The sequence below is a fragment of the Pseudomonas coleopterorum genome, from assembly GCF_900105555.1.
Lineage (GTDB): Bacteria > Pseudomonadota > Gammaproteobacteria > Pseudomonadales > Pseudomonadaceae > Aquipseudomonas > Aquipseudomonas coleopterorum.
Genome location: NZ_FNTZ01000001.1, coordinates 502,749 through 521,072, shown reverse-complemented (window position 1 = coordinate 521,072; position 18,324 = coordinate 502,749). Strand labels below are relative to the sequence as shown.

General features: G+C 63.4%; 15 protein-coding genes. 8 read left to right on the top strand and 7 right to left on the bottom strand.

Features of this window, described 5'->3' with window-relative positions:
- Positions 1-51 precede the first annotated feature (51 nt).
- The 5 genes from BLV18_RS02300 to BLV18_RS02280 all read left to right on the top strand — a co-directional run bounded on the left by BLV18_RS02300 (position 52) and on the right by BLV18_RS02280 (position 2,920).
- Complete coding sequence (locus BLV18_RS02300) at positions 52-357, top strand: MazG-like family protein (RefSeq protein WP_049861957.1); 306 nt, start codon at positions 52-54, stop codon at positions 355-357.
- Positions 354-1,103 carry a methyltransferase domain-containing protein gene (locus BLV18_RS02295; protein ID WP_090356016.1) on the top strand — a complete coding sequence of 250 codons (750 nt, stop codon included), beginning with the start codon at positions 354-356 and terminating at the stop codon, positions 1,101-1,103. Before BLV18_RS02300 ends, BLV18_RS02295 begins: the two co-directional genes overlap by 4 nt.
- Before the next feature lie 20 nt (positions 1,104-1,123).
- Entirely contained in the window at positions 1,124-1,741 is a 618-nt protein-coding gene (locus tag BLV18_RS02290; RefSeq protein ID WP_090361963.1) for a DUF4136 domain-containing protein, read from the top strand.
- Between the two features lie 18 nt (positions 1,742-1,759).
- Positions 1,760-2,323, top strand: a complete 564-nt coding sequence (locus tag BLV18_RS02285; RefSeq protein ID WP_090356013.1) for a DUF4136 domain-containing protein — start codon at positions 1,760-1,762, stop codon at positions 2,321-2,323.
- A gap of 126 nt (positions 2,324-2,449) precedes the next feature.
- Positions 2,450-2,920, top strand: coding sequence for a prepilin peptidase (locus BLV18_RS02280; protein WP_056844329.1), 471 nt, complete (start codon positions 2,450-2,452; stop codon positions 2,918-2,920).
- Between the two features lie 8 nt (positions 2,921-2,928).
- Here BLV18_RS02280 and pbpC read toward each other — a convergent pair whose 3' ends face one another.
- Positions 2,929-5,250 carry a peptidoglycan glycosyltransferase PbpC gene (gene pbpC / locus BLV18_RS02275; protein ID WP_244156920.1) on the bottom strand — a complete coding sequence of 774 codons (2,322 nt, stop codon included), beginning with the start codon at positions 5,248-5,250 and terminating at the stop codon, positions 2,929-2,931.
- A gap of 149 nt (positions 5,251-5,399) precedes the next feature.
- Between pbpC and BLV18_RS02270 the strand changes: the two genes are divergently transcribed.
- Entirely contained in the window at positions 5,400-5,693 is a 294-nt protein-coding gene (locus BLV18_RS02270; protein WP_043190966.1) for a hypothetical protein, read from the top strand.
- Positions 5,694-5,741: 48 nt separating this feature from the next.
- On the opposite strand, the gene BLV18_RS02265 is transcribed toward BLV18_RS02270, so the two are convergent.
- A complete protein-coding gene (locus tag BLV18_RS02265; RefSeq protein ID WP_090356011.1) occupies positions 5,742-10,634 on the bottom strand; it encodes an alpha-2-macroglobulin family protein in 4,893 nt (1,630 codons plus the stop codon).
- A gap of 144 nt (positions 10,635-10,778) precedes the next feature.
- On the opposite strand from BLV18_RS02265, the gene BLV18_RS02260 reads away from it, so the two are divergent.
- Together BLV18_RS02260 and BLV18_RS02255 are read left to right on the top strand one after the other, a co-directional pair.
- Positions 10,779-12,116, top strand: coding sequence for an MATE family efflux transporter (locus BLV18_RS02260; protein WP_090356008.1), 1,338 nt, complete (start codon positions 10,779-10,781; stop codon positions 12,114-12,116).
- Positions 12,117-12,487: 371 nt separating this feature from the next.
- Complete coding sequence (locus tag BLV18_RS02255) at positions 12,488-12,910, top strand: hypothetical protein (protein WP_090356004.1); 423 nt, start codon at positions 12,488-12,490, stop codon at positions 12,908-12,910.
- Positions 12,911-13,138: 228 nt separating this feature from the next.
- On the opposite strand, the gene BLV18_RS02250 is transcribed toward BLV18_RS02255, so the two are convergent.
- The 5 genes from BLV18_RS02250 to BLV18_RS02230 form a co-directional block, all read right to left on the bottom strand.
- Positions 13,139-14,023 carry an alpha/beta hydrolase gene (locus BLV18_RS02250; RefSeq protein WP_090356000.1) on the bottom strand — a complete coding sequence of 295 codons (885 nt, stop codon included), beginning with the start codon at positions 14,021-14,023 and terminating at the stop codon, positions 13,139-13,141.
- Positions 14,024-14,026: 3 nt separating this feature from the next.
- The gene (speA, locus tag BLV18_RS02245; RefSeq protein ID WP_049861967.1) at positions 14,027-15,940 is read right to left on the bottom strand and encodes an arginine decarboxylase; all 1,914 of its coding nucleotides are present in this window, start codon (positions 15,938-15,940) and stop codon (positions 14,027-14,029) included.
- A 132-nt stretch (positions 15,941-16,072) separates the two neighbouring features.
- Positions 16,073-16,444 carry a translation initiation factor Sui1 gene (locus tag BLV18_RS02240; RefSeq protein WP_090361957.1) on the bottom strand — a complete coding sequence of 124 codons (372 nt, stop codon included), beginning with the start codon at positions 16,442-16,444 and terminating at the stop codon, positions 16,073-16,075.
- 207 nt (positions 16,445-16,651) lie between these two features.
- Entirely contained in the window at positions 16,652-17,194 is a 543-nt protein-coding gene (locus BLV18_RS02235; RefSeq protein ID WP_090355997.1) for an NUDIX hydrolase, read from the bottom strand.
- Positions 17,195-17,198: 4 nt separating this feature from the next.
- Entirely contained in the window at positions 17,199-18,269 is a 1,071-nt protein-coding gene (locus BLV18_RS02230) for a DUF2333 family protein (protein WP_090355994.1), read from the bottom strand.
- Positions 18,270-18,324: the final 55 nt, after the last annotated feature.

Genomic DNA, 18,324 nt, shown 5'->3' with positions numbered 1-18,324 from the left:
TTGCGTTCGGCAAAGTTCAGCTTGAAGCTATGCGCCTTCAGGAGCTTTGCAATGAACCTAGACGCACTTACCCAACGCCTGCACCAGATTCGCGAAAACAACGATTGGCGGCGTTTTCACAGCCCGAAAAACCTGGCCATGGCGGCCAGCGTCGAGATGTCCGAACTGCTGGAGATCTTCCAGTGGCTGACCGAAGACCAGTCGCGACACCTCTCGGCCGAGCAACTCGAACATGCAGGCCAGGAAGTCGGCGATGTGGTGCTGTACCTGTTGCTGTTGTGCAGCGAACTGGGTCTGGACATGGATCAGGTGGTACGCGCCAAGCTGGCCGACAGCGAGCGGCGGTTCGCGCGATGAACGATCGCCATTTCGATCAACTGGCGACTCGCTTCGCCGAAAAGATCTATGGCGGTGCCAAGGGTGCGATTCGACTCGCCGTGCTTCAGGCCGACCTGCGCGAGGCCTTGCCGCAGCGTCCTCTGCGGGTGCTGGATGTCGGCGGCGGCCTGGGCCACATGGCCTTGTGGCTGGCCGAGCAAGGTCATCAGGTCACCCTGAGCGAACCGGCCGAACCGATGCTCGATGGCGCCCGCGAGCGCTTCGCCGCCGCAGGCCAGAGTGCCACCTTCATCCAGGCGTCCTGGCAGCAGCTGCCCGAACTGGGGCTGCCTGCCTTCGACCTGGTGATCTGCCATGCGGTGCTGGAGTGGCTGGCCGAGCCGCACGCCATTCTGCCGGTGCTGCATTCGCTGACCGCCGCCCATGGCTGGCTGTCGCTGGCGTTCTACAACCGCGATGCGCTGGTTTACCGCAACCTGCTCAAAGGCCATTTCCGCAAGCTGCACAGCAATGAGCTGGCGGGCGAGAAGCAGAGCCTGACGCCCCAGCAGCCGCTGGACCCGCGCGAGCTGGCCGCGCAACTTGAGGGCACGTGGCGTGTCGAATCCATGAGCGGTGTGCGGGTGTTTCACGACTACATGCCCATCGACTTCCAGAAGCGCGCCGACCTGGAACAACTGGTGGAAATGGAGCTTGCCCATCGGCGGCATCCGGCGTTTGCCGGCCTGGGCCGTTACCTGCACTGGATCTGCCGCCCCGCTTGATCGGTATTTCGGAGACTGCCATGCGTCGCCTGTCACTTTGCGCTGTTTGCCTGGCCCTGACGGCCTGCCAGAGCCCCAATCCCTATGTGGCCAGTTCCAGACCGTTGCCGCCGGCACCGGCGCAGGCCGCGCAGACCTTCGACGCCAGTGCCTACCCCGCGCCTGCGCGTGACTATGCCCAGTACCGCAATTGGGCTTGGGTCAACGGACAGTTGCCGGCTGGAACAAGTTGGGCGGATTCGGCGCAGATCGCCGAGGCTGTGAGCAATGCCCTCGACCAGCGTGGCCTGCGTCCTCAGCGCGGTGGCGGCACTGCCGATCTGCGGGTCGGTACCAGCCTGCGCATGGAGACGCGCCTGCAACAGACCCGTGACGACGTCGGCTACGGCGCCGGCTATGGGCGTGGTTACGGGCCGTACGATCGCTATGATCGCTTCGGCGGTTACGGCAGTTATCCGGTGGTACGCACCTACCAGATCCAGGTCATGGTGGTGCGCATCGACCTGTTCGACGGCAAGAGCGGCCAGCCTGTCTGGAGCGCGAGTGCTGAAACCAGCAGCCAGGGCAGCCTGAGCGATCGTAACGAGGCGTTACGCAACGCGGTACAAAAGGCGCTCACGGCTTATCCTCCTTCCTGATCCATAGGAGATTTCATCATGTTGCGTCGTCTTGCCGTTCTACCCTTGGCGTTGTTGCTGGCCGCGTGCCAAACCCCTCGGGTCAATCACGATTTCGATGCCAGCCGCGACTTTGCGGCCTACCGCAGCTGGGCCTGGAAAGAACCAGCCGTGCAATACCGGCCGGACGATCCGCGGGTGCGCAGCGACCTGACCGAGCAGCGCATTCGCCAAGCCGTCAGCAGTCAGCTCGACCAGCGAGGTCTGCGGCCGGCCGCCGCCGGTGGCCGTGCCGACGTGACCGTGCAGGCGTACCTGATCGTCGATAACCGTCAGCAGCAAGTCACTACCAACTACGGGGGCGGCTGGGGCGGTGGCTACTGGGGGCCCTACTGGGCCACGCCAGCGATGAATGAAACCCGCAGCATCGATTACAAGGTCGCGACCTTGCAGCTGGACATGCTCGATGGACGCGACGGCAAGCTGGTGTGGCGCGGCAGCACCGAGCAACTGGTCAACGACAGTGCGGTGTCGCCGAGTGAACGCAGCAGTGTCATTCAGAAGGCGGTGAACGACATCCTGTCCACCTACCCGCCCCGCTGAGCGACTCAGGCTTGGCAAAGAAAAAAAGTACCGCAGTTACCCCTTCGTCGTGCGCGAGGCGTCTAATCTGAAAGCAGAAGGCCTGTTTCAGAAGTGATCCACTGTCGTACTCAAGCGGGTGCTGCCATGCCAAGTCTCGTTCTTCTCCTCTGGTTTACCCTGTGCGCCGAGCAGGATATTCGGCACAGGCGCATCGCCGATACCTTGACCGTCGGCGCGGGGGTGCTGGCGCTGGCGTGCCTGTTCTCCACCGGGCACACCTGGATCGGATCGAGCATGGTGGAAGCGGCAGCGGCGCTGGTGTTGAGCATGGCGTTGACGTTGCCCGGCTACCTCAACGGTCGGCTGAGCTGTGGTGAGGTCAAGCTGCTCTGGGCCCTGGCCCTGGCTTCGGACAGCAGCCATCTGGTCGGAACCCTCATCGGCGGCATCGTGGCCCTGGTGCTGTGGGTGTTCGTCACCCCGCTGATCTGGCAACGGCTGAGCATTCGCTACCGGCGCAAGGCGGTCTATCTGGACCCCAATGCAGCGACCGTGCTGCCCCTCACTCCCTTCTTGCTCGCCGGTTTCGTGATGACGCTGTTCTGGCTGAGCTGATTGCTTTTTCAAAAGCCCTGATCCGACACGGTCAGTTCGACCTTGGCCGTTTGCCCTGCTTCATCCAGCACACTGACCTGATAACTGCCCGGCCGCTCGAACACGGCGCTCAAGCTACCGTCTCCGGCGACATTCCCTTGAGGTTTGCCATTGATGAACCACCAATACGGCCCCTGCCCGCCGAGCGTGGAGAGCTGCAGCCGCAAGGGACCGCTGCTGGTCGTTGGCTGGCGCAGGCGGTCGCCGTTGCGAGCACCGACGATGGACAGCGCTGCCATGGACGGCAAAGGAGGTGCCGGGCACTGCGGGTCTTCCTGGGGCAAACGCATTTCCCGGCGCTCGACTTTGGGTAACCAGGGTTCGAGAGCGGCAGGCCACAATGCGATGGATCGCGCCTGGGCATCCGGGCAGGAGGCGCTAGTTCGCAGTCCCTGCGGCGAAAGCCAGACCTGTTGCAGCAAACCGGTCCCAAGGGGCTGATCCAATGCCTGCAGGGTAGGCGGGACGGTGTTGTCCAGGGTCCAGGCAAAGCGTTGGCGGCGGCAGTTGGGGTCGCCTCGATCCAGGGGTTGCCCCTGAGGCCAGCAGATCGCGGCGACGCCGACGCTGGCGGGCATGGGCTGGACCGGCGTGGCAATGGCCCGCTGTGCCTCGCGATTGCTCAGCACATCGTGGACCTGCAGCATCAATGGCGCGGCCGAGGCCAGACCGAATTGACCGGGTACCGGGGTGCCATCGGGCCGACCGATCCACACGCCGATCAGATAGCGCGGCCCGACGCCGATCGACCAGGCATCGCGAAAGCCGTAGCTGGTGCCGGTCTTCCAGGCCAGCGCGGGACGCTGGACCAGATCGGCGTGCCGGTCCTGATCCGGCCGGGCCTGACCGCTGAGGATACGCCGCACGATCCAGGCGGCACCTGCCGACATCATGGGTCGCTCGCGCAATGCATCCTGTGGCTGCCAGCGCAGGACGGCGCTGTTGCCGCTGCGCGCGAAGGCGCTGTAGGCGGCGACCAGATCGTCGAGCCGACTGCCCACGCCGCCCAGGACCATGGCCAGATTGGGCTCGGCGGCCAGCGGCCAGCTCAGGTTCAGGCCACCGTTGCGCAACTGCGCGGCAAAGCGTTTGGGACCCAACGCTTCGAGCAATTGCACGGCGGGCAGGTTGAGCGAGAGGGACAACGCCGAGCTGGCCGCGACCGGACCGCTGAACCCCGCAGAGAAATTGCCGGGCCGGTAGTCCCCGTACCGTCGCGGGACATCCTGCAACAGCGATTCGGAGTGAATCAATCCGGCATCCAGGGCCATGCCATAGAGAAAAGGCTTGAGCGTGGAGCCTGGCGAGCGGATGGCGCTGATCATGTCGACATGGCCAAAGCGCCGGGTATCGGCGAGGTCCACCGAGCCCAGGTAGGCACGCACGGCCATGGTCTGGGCATCCACTACCAGAATCGCCGCCGACGTACGCTCCGGCAGACGTGCACGCCAGCCCAGGAGCAGGTCTTCGAGACGCCGCTGCAGGCTGGCGTCGATCAGGGTGTGGATGAGCGGCGGGCTGTCGCTGCGGTTCAGGCGTCGGGCCAGCAACGGGGCCAATGCCGGTTCCTGCCGCGGGGCCAGCAACAAGGGCTCCTGTTGTGCTTCGCGTACTTGAGCGGCGGGCCACACGCCTTGGTCGGCCATGCGTTGCAGCACTTTATCGCGAGCGGCCTGCGCCAACTGCGGATGCCGGTCAGGACGCAGGCGGCTCGGCGCCTGGGGCAGCACCGCCAGCAAGGCGGCTTCGCTGCGGGTGAGCTGCGCGGGCGGCTTGCCCAGATACGCCCAACTGGCTGCCGCCACGCCTTGCAGGGTGCCACCGAACGGTGCGCGATCCAGGTACAGCGTCAGGATCTGCCTCTTGCTCAGGTGCCACTCCAGTTGTGCGGTTCGCCATAATTGGTGCAGCTTGCCGGAGAAGGTCCGCGAATGCGGATCGAGCAGCCGTGCCACCTGCATCGATAACGTACTGCCGCCCGAAAGCACCCGCCCACCGCCGAGGTTGAGCCAGGCCGCGCGGACCAGCGCCAGCGGATTGATACCTGGATGTTCGTAGAACCAGCGGTCTTCGTAGGTCAGCAAGGCTTCCAGATAATAGGGCGACACCTGCTCCACGCGGGTCGGATAGCGCCACACGCCCTCGGCATCGGCGAAGCGCCATAGCGGTGTACCGTCCTCGGCCAGCACCACGCGGGCCAGGTCATCCTGTGGCAACGGCAGCGGCCAGAGCCGATCGGCCAGCCACAGGAGCACCACCGGCACACCAAGCGCCAACAGCGAGCGGCGAATGAATCTACGTCGAGGCGACTTCGGAGAAACGAGAATGCTGCGGATCAAGTGCGCCAACCTTGCTGGCGCTGTCGGGAACTTGGTTCGCTGGCGCATGGCCAAAGGGGGCACAATGGCGTGAATGCCACTAACCGAATCAGGACGCAGCTATGCATGTAGAAGGCTTTTTCGAGTGGTTGGGACAGGCCCTGGGCGCCATCATCCGCTGGGTGGTCGACAGCCTGAGCTGGCTGTTCAGCCTCCTCGGCAACGCAGGGGGCAACTTCGTCGACGGCCTGTCGCGGACCTTGGGCATGGACACCAACATCGTCACCATCGCGGCCCTGATCGTGGGCCTGCTGTTTCTGTATTCCGCTGTCCGAGCGTTCATGCGTGCGTCGATCATCATGGGTGTCATCTGGGCCGTGCTGGGCCTTTGGTTGCTGAGCTGGATCATTCAGTAGGCTCCAAAGCGAGCGGCTAAGGCAGCCAGCGGCTGCCCTTGCACACGGTCACCGGGGCCGAACCGTAAGATCCGGTGGCGTAGCGCCGACCGCATGCCAGCCTGGCCGGTACATCGATTCCACCTGCGGCGGCGGGACCTTGTAGGTACCAGGGGTCACCGCACGAGCCAGGTACAGCAGGTGCGTGCTGCCATAACCATCGAGTTTGAGCGCCACCACGTAGCGGTCATCGCGAAACTCCTGATGCTGCAGGCTGGCGTTCTGCATCGATTCACGCCACTGCCTGACGTTGCTGCTGGCGTCGTCCAGGCTGGCGGCACTTTGCGCCAGATTCTGATTCTCGATTTCCAGGCCGGCGGGCAGCAGATCCACAACCAATGCATCCGCTACGCGCTGCTTGGCGCCCACGACCAGATGCACCAGCACCAGATCACCGCTCTTGAGCGTATCGAGCTTGAGCGGCTCGCCGTCCAGGCTCAGGTATTGGCGACGGATCGACAGGTTGTCTGCAGACGGCGCCGGTGGCTGTGCCGGATAGCCCGACAAGGTCAACTGCTGGTACAGCGGCTGTTGCGTCTGGCTGGTGACGGTGAGCGGCTCGGACAGCGCGCCGTCGGCCAGCTTCAGCGCAGGCTGGGCGTCAGTCAGCGCGTGGCTGGTGCCAGCACTTTGCAGCTGGGCGGCCCAGGGTTGCTGAGGCGAAGCCAGTGCCGTGCGACCGGCCAGGTACAGGGCGTTGCGCTCCTGGGTGGAAAGCCAGCTGCTGCTGGCGAGCAAGTCCGAGAGGGTGAACAGACGCTCTTCGAGCGTTGCTTTGCTCAGGTCATTCTCCTGGAGCAAGGCGAGTACCAGGGCCTGGTCGCGCAGCGGGCTGCCGTAGTCGCCGAGCCAGTCAGCATCGCTGCGACTGGCCGCCAGACCGGCTTGCAGCGCCTGATCGGCGCGCGGCTGGTCGCCCATCTTCTGCAGGGCGATCGCCAACTGCACCAGCGGCAAACCCGAGCGTGCATCGCTGCGCCGGTCGAACAGGCTGCGCAGCGCGCCCAACGGCGCCTGTTGGCTGCGCGCGAGCACCAGACCGGCATACGCCTGAACCGCGAAGCGGGTGTGTTCCAGGTTGTCGCTGTAGTCGGCCTCGATCAGGTCGCGCTCCTGAAGGTAGCGCAGCAGCCGCTCATTGGCCTTCTTCAACGGCTCCGGGGGTACGGCATAGCCTTGATCGCGGGCGCGCAGCAGGAAGTCGGTCACATAGGCCGTCAGCCAGTACTCCTCCTCGCCATCCGCGCCCCACAGCCCGAAGCTGCCGTTGTAGCGCTGCATGCCCAGCAGCCGTTCGATGCCGATGTCCATCTTGCGTTTGCGCTCGGCATCCGTATCGCTCTCCACACCCAGTTTCTTCAGACTGGCGGCATCGGAATACAGCGACGGATACAGGCCGCTGACGGTTTGTTCCAGGCAGCCGTAGGGATATGCCCTGAGCGCCTTGATCTGCTCGCCGATGTTCAGCGGCGGCCGACTCGACAGAGTCAGCAGCGCCTCTCGTCCTGCGGATTCGAAGGGTGACAGGGCACCGGCCGGCAGCGTCCAGGGTTGATCCTTGAGCACGCTGCGCAGATGCCTGACCAGAGCGGGGTAGGCAGGACGCACGCCCAGGGTCCAGTCCCGAGTGATGGGTGGCAAGGTTTCACCAGGCAGGTCGAGGCCTTCGATCTGCACCTTGATGTGCCCCTGGCCCAACCCGCCCGAGGCTTGCACCGGCACGTACAGCGTCTGCCGCTCGCCCTTGGCCAACTGCAACTGCTTGCGGGGGGCGTCCAGCAGGGTCAAGGGGCCTTCGGTGTTCAACTGCACGGTCAGGGTCTGTGATCGTTCGGTCAGGTTGGTGATGTCGAGTGCAACGCGCGCCTGGTCGCCGCCAGCAAGGAAGCGCGGCGCGGACAGTTCTGCGACCAGGGGCGCGGCGACAACGGTCTTGGCCTCGGCCATGCCGAAGCGATCTTCGGTCCAGGCTTGCGCCATCACCCGCAGCTCGCCGTTGAAGTCGGGGATATCGAGGGTCAGTTGCCCTTCGCCCTGCTCGTTCAGCGTCACGGGGGCACTTTGCAGGGCCACGATGTTGACGCTGGTCTGTGGACGCTTGCCGCCCTTGGCCAGGTTGGCAGCGTCGCCACCGAAGGCCAGACTGGCGAGCCGCCCCTGCCCTGCCTCGATCAGCTGGCCGTAGACGTCCAACTGGTCGGCACCGTAGCCCTTGCGGCCGAACAAGGCGGCAAAAGGATCCGGCGTGGCGTACTGGGTGATATTGAGGATACCCACGTCCACCGCGGCCAGCAGCACGTGAGCCTGACGCGGGATACTGCCGTCGCTGTTGCGTGCCTGCACCTTGACCGTGAGCGGCTGCTGGGGACGCATGGTCGAGGGCGCGTCGAGGCTCAGCGCCAACTTGCGCGCAGCGCGATCGAGCGGCAGGTGCAGCAGGCCGACCGCACGCTTGGGGGTGACGTTGGCCTTGCGTTCGCCGGGGCGAATCACCAGCGCGCTGATGTAGAGATCATGCCGGGCCCATTTCGGATCGACCTTGATGTCGAAGGTCCTGCCCTCGGCGGGCACGTCGATTTCCTGCCAGAACAAGGGGCCTTCGGCAGATTCCACCAACAGATAGCCATTGCCGGCGGCCGGTGGCGTCACCGTTACCCTGGCGGTGTCGCCGTCACTGTAGTGGGGCTTGTCCAGTGCCAGCTTGACCTGATCCGGGCGTACCGCGCCGCCTTCGGTGTTGTCCTGCCAGCTGTAGCCGGCCCAGAAACGCAGGCTGCTGACCAGGCCGGTTTGTGGGTCTTCGACCTCGACGCGATAGGGCCCCCATTCCACGGGGAAACTGACCTTGGTCGTACCGCCTTCGGCGACCGAGAGCGTTTCCTCGCTCAGGTTCAGGTATTTCTCGTTGTAGTTGTAGCTCCAGCCGTCGCTCTCGGAGTAATTCCAGTAATAGTCGCGGCGCTCGCGCACCAGCCGTACCTTGAGCCCATCGGCCGCGAACTTGTGGCCTTGGGCGTCGGCGACCAGCAACTCGAACTCGGCCGGCCCGTCGCCGTCGACGTTCTCGCCGTCGAACATGCCGCGCACGCCGGGCAGCCGGTCAGCGGGCCAGACCGGCTGCACCAGCCGGCGCGTGATGGGACGACCACCGGACTCCTGCAGGCTGGCTTGCAGCACCAGTTGCAGGGGCGACTTGGCGTCACTCCAGCGGCTGTCGATGGCGAGGTTCGCCTTGCCCTGCGCATCGAGGGGGGTTTCATCAAGCTCCATATCCTGACTGAGTTCGCCCTCGGTCAGAGAGCCGAACTGGAAACCCGGCAGCGCAGGCACCGCTTCGCGCAGCGGACGCACGTACAACTGGCCGCTCAGCCGGTTGCCCGAGGCCGGAGCGCCGTACAGATAGCGGCCGGTTACGTCGACATCCAGCGTATCGGCAGGTGCGATAGGCGTGTCCTGGCCCTTGAGGTCCAGGGCCAGGCGCTCGGGGAGGAAGTCTTCCACCTGGAATTCATAGACCTGAGGCTTGCCGTCGCCCAGGTCGAACAGCAGTTGCCAGCGCCCGGTCGGGGCTTCGCCTGCCAGTGGCAGCTGATAGCGATAGAAGCCCGCATCGTCCGGTTGCCAGACGAATTTGCGGCTGAGCTGGTCGTCCGGCCGGCGGACCTCGACGCTCACCGGTTGCGGCTTGACCGGGTGGCCGTCGTTGTCGCGCAGCAAGGCGTTGAGCAACACGGTTTCGCCAGGGCGGTACAGGTCGCGCGGACCGAAAACGAAAAACTGCAACGGATGTGCCTTGGGCCCGGCGATGTCGAACTCGGCCAGATCCAGGGCAGCGGTGTTCAGCCGCAGCAGGCTGGTCTGCTCGCCCTGGTGTGCCAGCAGCACCTCGGCTTTCACCGGCAAGGGCAGTTCGGCATGTCCGGCGGCGTCGGTCTTGCCTTCGCCAATCGTGCGGCCCTTGCCGTCAAGCAGTTGCAGACTGACGTCGCCCAGGGCCTTGCCGCCTTCCAGCGCTTGGGTGAATACGTCCATGCGGTCGGCGTAGCGATGCACGGACAGGCCGATGTCGCTCAGCGTGAACAGCGTCGCCGGCTGGGCATAGTCGTAGGTGCCCGAGGCACGCATTACCGCCAGATAGACGCCCGGCTGCTGCAACGGCTTGATACCGCCGATGGGCAGCAGCAGGGTCTCGCGGGTATTGGCCGCCGGATCGAGATTGAAGCGACCGCCGTAGACCAGTTCGGCCATGGGCAACAGCTCGCGGGATTCATAGCTTTGCAGGCTGCTGTTGCGGCCCCAGCGACTGAGAAAGGCCGGCAGTTGCTCGGGCCGTATGCGGAAGAATTCGACATCGACCTTGTCGACGTTCAGCGCAATCACCGGCAAGCCTTCGGCCAGTCGGGTGGGCAACAGCGAGCCGCGGCTGGCGAAGCCCACGGTGGGTTGCAGGTCTCGGGTTTCCAGGCGACTGCTGTACGCACTGGCCAAGGTGCCCTGGTTCACCGAGAGCAGGCCGGCATCGACCGTCAGCACCAGTTTGCGCTTGGGCTCCAGATGGCGAAAACGCAGCTCCATCAGGTTGTCGGACAGCTCCCAGGCGCCGTCCAGCGTGCCTCGGGTGCTGTCGACCAGGTGAACCTTGTCGGCGAAGTTCTGCTTGGGATCCAGCGGTGCGGTGAAGGTCACCGAGAGGGTGCTGGCGCCATCAAGCTGAATTTCCGAGGTATCGGCGACGGCCAGCTCACGGCCTTCGTAGCGCTTCGCCAGGGCAGGCAGATCGACGTTGGCCGCCGCAGCCGTTGCAGCCACCGGCGGCGCGGGCTCGACGGGTTTTTCCGAGGTCGATGAATCGCACCCGCCGAGCAGGGCCAGTGCACAGGCCAGAAACAGTCCTTTGTTCAATGTGAGGTACCTGGGGCAGTGAAAAGCAAGGCTGAGAATATATATCAATATTGACGTTTTCGTAGGCAGGGTTACCGGTTGAGACAACTGTGCCGTGGTGTTGCGAGTGTGGGCTACAATCCCCGCCCCGAACGCGGAGCTTGCATGTCTACCCTACTGACCGACTGGCGCCATCGCCTCACCCACAAGAACGTCTGGGCCCTTGCTGCGCCGATGATTCTGTCCAACCTGTCGGTCCCGCTGGTGACGCTGGTGGACAGCGCCGTGATCGGCCATCTGCCCCACGCTCACCAATTGGGCGCAGTGGCCGTGGGCGGCAGCCTGTTTACGTTCATGGTGTCGCTGATGAGTTTCCTGCGCATGGGCACCACCGGTTTCGCCGCGCAGGCGGCCGGGCGCCGCGACGGTGACGCGCTGCGCCAGATCCTCGTGCAGGGCCTGAGCCTGGGGCTGCTGTTTTCCCTGCTGCTGTCGATGCTGGCCCTGCCCTTCAGCCACCTCGCCCTGAGCTTCATGGCGCCGTCCGCGGCACTGGAGCAAGCCACCCACGACTTTTTCCAGACGCGCCTGCTGGGGCTGCCCGCGGCCCTGGCCAGCTACGCCCTGATCGGCTGGTTCCTTGGTACCCAGAACGCCCGCGCGCCGTTGCAACTGCTGCTGACCACCAACGTGGTCAATATCGCTCTGAACCTGTGGTTCGTGCTCGGCCTGGACTGGGGCGTCCTGGGCTCGGCGCGTGCGTCAGTGATTGCCGAATGGGTTGGCGCCCTGCTCGGTCTGGCCCTCACCCGTCCCTCCCTGCGCGCCTATCCGGGGCATATGGTGTGGACAGCACTGCAGTCGTGGCGCAACTGGCAGCCGCTGTTGGGCGTCAACCGCGATATCTTTCTGCGCAGCCTGGCGCTGTCCGGGGTCTTTCTGCTGATCACCATTCAGGGCGCACGCTTGGGCGACGCCACCGTGGCCGCCAATGCGCTGCTGCTCAACGGCCTGCTCATCACTGCCTATGCGCTGGACGGCCTGGCCCATGCGGTCGAAGCGTTGTGCGGGCACGCCATCGGTGCGCGCGATCGGCAAACGCTGCGCCGTTCGCTGGTGGTGTCCCTTGGCTGGTCGCTGATCGCCAGCAGCGGGTTTGCCGTGCTGTTTCTGCTCGCTGGGCATGTGTTCGTCAATCTGCAGACCGATATTCCCAGTGTCCGTGAGGCGGCCTATCCGTTCCTGCCATACCTGGCCGTGCTGCCGCTGATTGCGGTGGGGAGCTATCTGTTGGACGGCCTGTTCATTGGTGCAACGCGGGCGCGGGAGATGCGCAATGCGATGCTGGTCAGTGTGGTGGTGATGTTGCCGATCGGCTGGTGGAGCACCGGGTTCGGGAATCATGGTCTGTGGATCAGTTTCCTGCTGTTCATGATGCTGCGGGCGGTGACGCTGGGGTGGATTGCGTGGCGGTTGCAGCGCAGGGATGAGTGGGTATCGTAACGGATGGATGTAAACGAGGTTCCACACTTCGTTCACAGCTTCTATACCTCGAACAGCATCCATACAACCCTACGGCAAGAATTTCAATACGATAAACTGACAATCAATCAGCTAAACCTTGTTAGCTAATGCGGACGCTTTCTTATGACAGGAAGAGTCAACATTCAATCTGCACAGAATACGGCAATACTTGGCGAGATCATTACTAGAAGTAACAAGGTCTTCTTTGCACGATCACGACTCCGCCCCCCAGCCAAATGTAACCATTAGTTAAAATCACGCTAACAAGCGATACATATCCATATCCCGTCTATAGACTACGCCGCCTTCCACTTCACTATCGATTGGAAATCCGTAAATAAGGAATAGGGATGTCTACACTTCGCAGTTTGTTTGCCGTTACGCTCATCGTATTGACCACTGGCTGCGCGAGCGGACTCAACTCCGCCCAGCAATCCGAACTTGCAATGCTCCGCGCCAAAAACCTCGCCGTGGAAGTCAAACAACCCGTCCTCGGTGCCGGCCTTGGCCTATTGCCTGGCGGCGGGTCATTTTATGGCCGCGCCTATGGTTGGGGCGTCGTCAACCTGCTTCTGTGGCCAGCGTCCATTCTATGGGACCCGGTCAGCGGCTACGACGCTGCCGAAACTTTGAACTATCACGCCAGCAAGGAGCATGTTGCCAGCTTGAGAAAACGTGACATGAACGAGCTTGATTCCAAACTCACCATCAATGAAATCGATCTGAAAACCTACACACTGGAAAAGCGCAAGATCGAAGATAAATACCAGTGAGCCTTTGAGCTCATAGAAAAGGCCTGCAATTAAGCGGGCTTTTTCCTACAAGGATATTGATACTTGCGGAGTACCTGGATACCGTTCCCAAAGCTATTGCAACTGTACACTTCCACCCCACCCCGAAACGCGTCGAACACGTGCTTCGATGACCTCTGCACGCAGTACGTTCAGCACCTACTCAAATAAAATCCGAGAATAGTGTTTGCGGTGACTGGCAAGATTGATCTATTCGCGCAAACGGACTTCCGCTGTTTCAGGCTTGGCCTCGACGAACCGCACAACGTCATTCAGCACCGGTGCCAACCAGCGCAGGGGCCAGGCGAATGAGGCAACCAAGGTGCGGTGGTTCGGTCGGCGGTAATAGCGTTCCTGCACCAGGACGCAAGCGGCGCGCAGTCGGTGCGCCAGGCCTTCGCTGTTGCGAACCGGGTCCACGGTCGAGTCATGGGTCGCGGCGATGAGCAACGCCGGAGGCGAGCCGGTCAGAGGCTGGTTGATGGGTTGCGATTGGGGCGGTGAATCGGGGAAGAAGAATACCGGCCTGGCTTCGGGATTCTCGATCGGCAGGAAATCATAGGGGCCGGCCAGGCCAATCCAGCCGCGCAGCGCATTGGCGGGGACCCCGGCTTTACGCAGCCACTGCGGATCGAGGGCAAGCATGGCCGCGTTATAGCCACCGGAGCTGTGGCCCATCAGGAACAGACGGCGAACGTCGCCACCGTACCGATCGATGTTTCGATAGGTCCAGGCAACGGCATCGGCACCGTCCTCGATAAAGCTGGGATAGCGCACCTGCGGGTAGAGACGGTAGTCGGCGACCACCACCAGAATGCCGCGAGCAGCCAGCACCTGGGCGAGGAAACGATAGTCGCCCCGCTCGCCGCTGTTCCAGGTGCCCCCATAGAAAAAAACCACCACCGGTGTGGCCGGCAGTGGTCGGGTGGGACGATAGACGTCCAGCTTCTGACGCGGATCGAGGCCGTAGGCTACCCCTTGGGTCAGCTGGTAGCCACTGGACGGCGTCACGACATCCAGGGTGCGCAACCCGGAGCAACCGCTCAGCAGCCCCAGCAGGGCTGCGAAGGCGAGCAACCGGGCAGCCAGGCCCATGCGTTACGAGGACAGGTACGAAGAACGGGTCAGGCCCAGGCGCAGGGCGTCCAGGTACTGGGTGCGTTCGCGCGCAGTGATCTTGGCACTGGCGACCTTGTCGCGGTAATGGGTCATCAGCTCTTCGGGGGACAGGTGCACATAGCGCAGCATGTCTTCGATGGTGTCATGGGTTTCGATACCGGCGCTGTACACGCTGCCATCCTGACGCTGATAGATGTTCACCGAATCGGTGTCACCGAACAGGTTGTGCATGTCACCGAGGATTTCCTGGTACGCGCCGACCAGGAAGATGCCCAGCAGGTAATCTTCACCCTGGTTGACGGCGTGTACCGGCAGGCTGGTCTCGATGCTTTGCTCATCCACGTACTGCTTGATCTTGCCGTCGGAGTCGCAGGTCAGGTCCTGCAGCACGGCGCGACGCAGCGGTTCTTCGTCGAGACGATGCAGCGGCAGGATCGGCAGCACCTGGCCGATGGCCCAGGTATCAGGCAGGCTCTGGAACACCGAGAAGTTGCAGATGTACTTGTCGGCGAGCTTGTCGTTGAGCTCGTCCAGTACCTGGCGATGGGAACGCTGGCGGGCCTTGAGCGAGTTGTGCAGGCGACGGCACACGGCGAAGTAGCACTGTTCGGCCAGCGCCTTCTGCGCCAGGGTCACCTTGCCGTCGGCGTACTGCGCAGCGATGTCGCTGATGTAGTGCGTGGCGCGCCAGTAGTTCTCGGTGACCATCTCGATATCGGTCGGGCCGAGCAGGTCGACCAGCCATTGCAGGGTTTCGGGCAGGCTCTGCTTGTCGACGATCTCGGGGACTTCGTCGTTGTGACGTTCGACGTCGGTGACCTGAACCACCAGCATGGCGTGGTGCGCGGTCAGCGAGCGGCCGCTTTCCGAGAAGATGTGCGGATGCGGCATGCCTTGGGCATCGCAGAACTCCTTGAGCATGCCCACCACGACACCGGCGTAGTCGTCCATGTCGTAGTTGATCGAGCTGGCATTGCGCGAATGCGTACCGTCGTAGTCGACACCCAGACCGCCGCCCACGTCGATGTGATCGACCGGCAGGCCGAGCGCGCGCAGCTCGCCGTAGTAACGGATCGCTTCCTTGAAGCCATGCTGGTAGTCCGCCAGGTTGGCGATCTGCGAACCCATGTGGAAATGCAGCAGGCGAATGCCTTGATCGACACCGGCTTCGCGGAAGCGCTCGACCACCGACAGCAGCTGCGCGGCGGACAGGCCGAACTTGGATTTTTCACCGCCGGTGTCGGCCCACTTGCTCGAAGCCAGGGACGACAGACGCACGCGCAGGCCGATCTGCGGCTTGACCTTGAGGTCGGCCGCTTCCTCAATGACCAGCGCCACTTCGGACTCTTTTTCGATGACGATGAAGACGTTGTGGCCCAGCTTCTGGCCGATCAGGGCCAGACGGATGAACTCACGGTCCTTGTAGCCGTTGCAGACGATGGTTCCGCCTTTCGGCGCCAGAGCCAGCACGGCCAGCAGCTCGGGCTTGGAACCGGCTTCCAGGCCGATCGAGACGTCCTGGGTGGCGATGATGTTTTCCACCACCGCTTCCTGCTGGTTGACCTTGATCGGGTACAGCGCGGTGTAGCGATTCTGGTATTCCAAGCGGGCGATGTTGGCATCGAAAGCCCCGGTCAGCTGGCGCACGCGGTCTTGCAGGATGTCGGGGAAGCGCACCAGCAGCGGCAGCGACAGGCCGCTCTTGCGCAGGTGGTCGACCTGTTCGTAAAGATCGATCGGCGAGCTGTCCGGGCCGTTGGGACGAACCTCGACACGGCCGGCCTCGTTGATGGCGAAATAGCCCGCGCCCCAGTGGCGAATGCCATAAACGCTGCGGCTGTCAGCCACGGTCCATTGGCTGCCATCGTCTTTGCGTGTGCGTCGTACGGACATCGAGGTCCCCTATGAAAAAAGTCGGTTGTCACGGGCCGTCAGGCCCTGCGCAGTGTAGAGGGTAAAGATGACGGTTGCTGCGCCTGCAGGGGTAGACCCCGGCGAGTACCTCAAGTTTACAAGGCGTATGGCTCAGCCACCGGATTTGCGGGCCTTGAAGCCCTGCTTGACCAGCTCGGCAAGTAGCAGCTCGACGTGATCGCCCTGGATCTCGATGACACCCTCTTTGAGCGCGCCACCCGTGCCGCAACGGCGCTTGAGGGTGGTCGCCAATTCCTTGAGGGCATCGGCTGGCAGCGGCACGCCGGTGATGGTGGTCACGGTCTTGCCGCCACGCCCTTTGCTTTCCCGCCGCACGCGAGCGATGCCGTCGCCTTCGGGCACGGCCGTTTGCTTGCAGGTACAGGCGTCGATGGGCTGACGACAGTCGGGACAATGCCGACCGCTGTCGGTAGAGAACACCAGGCCGCCCAGGGCGGCGAAGGATGCGGCTTTCTTGGCCACCGGCATGCCTCATGTGAAGTGGATCAGGCCGCGCAGTTTAGCGGGAAACGGGGTGTGTGCTAAGGGCCTGAAGGAAGCAATTGCCGAGGTTGCGCGGATTTCATGGAAGAGTGCGGGCGGTCAGGCGTTACGCGGTGCTTTTTCGCGGCCGATGACCGCTCCTACGTGGAACGGGCGCGCTCGGGGATCGGTGCGGTACGGCTGCTGTCAGGCATTGTCGCGGCAAGCCAGAAAGCGCAACAGTGCTGCCACCGAGTCGGGGCAATACGGTTCAGTGGCGCTCTCGTCGAGGGCCTGTTGTACAGGCATGAAGCGCGCTTCGAGGACCTCCTCGGGCTGCAGTTCCAGCGGTCCATCCCAGACGGCCGAAAAAACCGCGCACCAGACGCGATTGCCCGGCTGATCGAAGAAAAACTGCTCGTGGGCGGTCAACTCGACACCGCTCACGCCCAGTTCCTCTTCAAGCTCGCGTGCAGCCGACTCGGCATAGGTTTCGTCGCCCTGCACCATGCCACCGGCTGCCACGTCCCAGTAGCCTGGATAGATCGCCTTGCTTAGCGTGCGGCGGTGAACGCACAGCTCGCCCTCGCTGTTGAACAGAAGGATGTAGGTCCCCCGGCCGATCAGCCCACGTTCACGCAGCTCGGCTCTGGGCAGGGTTCCCAGCAGGCGGTCGGACTCATCGACCCAGGCAATCGACTCGGCATCGGACGCTGCGCGATGTTCGACCTCCTGGGTCGAGATCGGCATGTCCTCAGCCCTGCGACAGCAGCTGGCGCAGGTCGATCACTGCCGCGTTGGCCCGCGAGATGTAGTTGGCCATGACCAGCGAGTGGTTGGCCCACATGCCGAAACCGCTACCGTTGAGAATCATCGGGCTCCAGACTGGTGCTTGGGAAGCTTCCAGTTCGCGAATGATCTGGCGCACGCTCACGGTTGCGTTCTTCTTGGCCAGCACGTCGGCGAAATCGACTTCGATGGCGCGCAGCAGGTGCGACAACGCCCAGGCCTGACCTCGAGCCTCGTAGAAGACGTTATCGATCTGCATCCACGGAGTTTCGACGATTTCTTCGTCCACCTGTGGTGCCTGGCCGGCAATCACGCTTTCAGTCTTGAGGGTGGTGTTGAGCTTGACGCGACCGACACTGGCCGACAGCCGTTGCGACAGCGAACCCAGTCGGGTACCGACGTCGCCCAGCCAGTTGTTCAGGTTATCGGCGCGGGTGTAGAACAGCGCGTTGGTCTGGCTCGGATCGGACAGGCGATTCTGGTAGCGCGTCAGCAGGTTGATGCCTTCCTGAAACTCCGATTCGCTGGAGGGCAGCACCCAGCTCTTGTTGTCGAAATTGAAACGCGGTTCGGCGCGAGCCAGATCGCCGTCTTCGGCCGACTGCGACTGCGAACGGGCGAAGTCCTTGCGCAGCGCGCGGCTCAGGTCACGCACCTGTACCAGCACGCCGTATTCCCAGCTGGGCATGTTGTCCATCCACAGGCCGGGTGGAAAACGGTCGTTGGAAATATAGCCACCGGGCTTGTTCAGCAGGGTGGAAGCCACGGTCTTGAGGGTTTCCACCGTGGTGTAGCCCACCACCATCTGGCGCCCGTCACGCTGGGCGGCCGCCTGGGCATTCTGCTGCACCGGGAACAGTTCGGGCTCTTCGCTCCAGTACCAACCCAGCAACAGGGTCACGACCAGATAGATGGCCAGTGCGCCCAGTACCGCCTTGCTCAGGAGCAGGCTTTTGAAGGGCCTGCGTGAGCCGCCACTGGTGTCGGCACGCTCGCGCGCATCGCCTGTGCCCGCACGATTCTTCCAGTCCAGCATGGCTTATGTCCTTTCTATCGCGGAATTCATGGGTTCTGACCTCGTCACTTGGCTA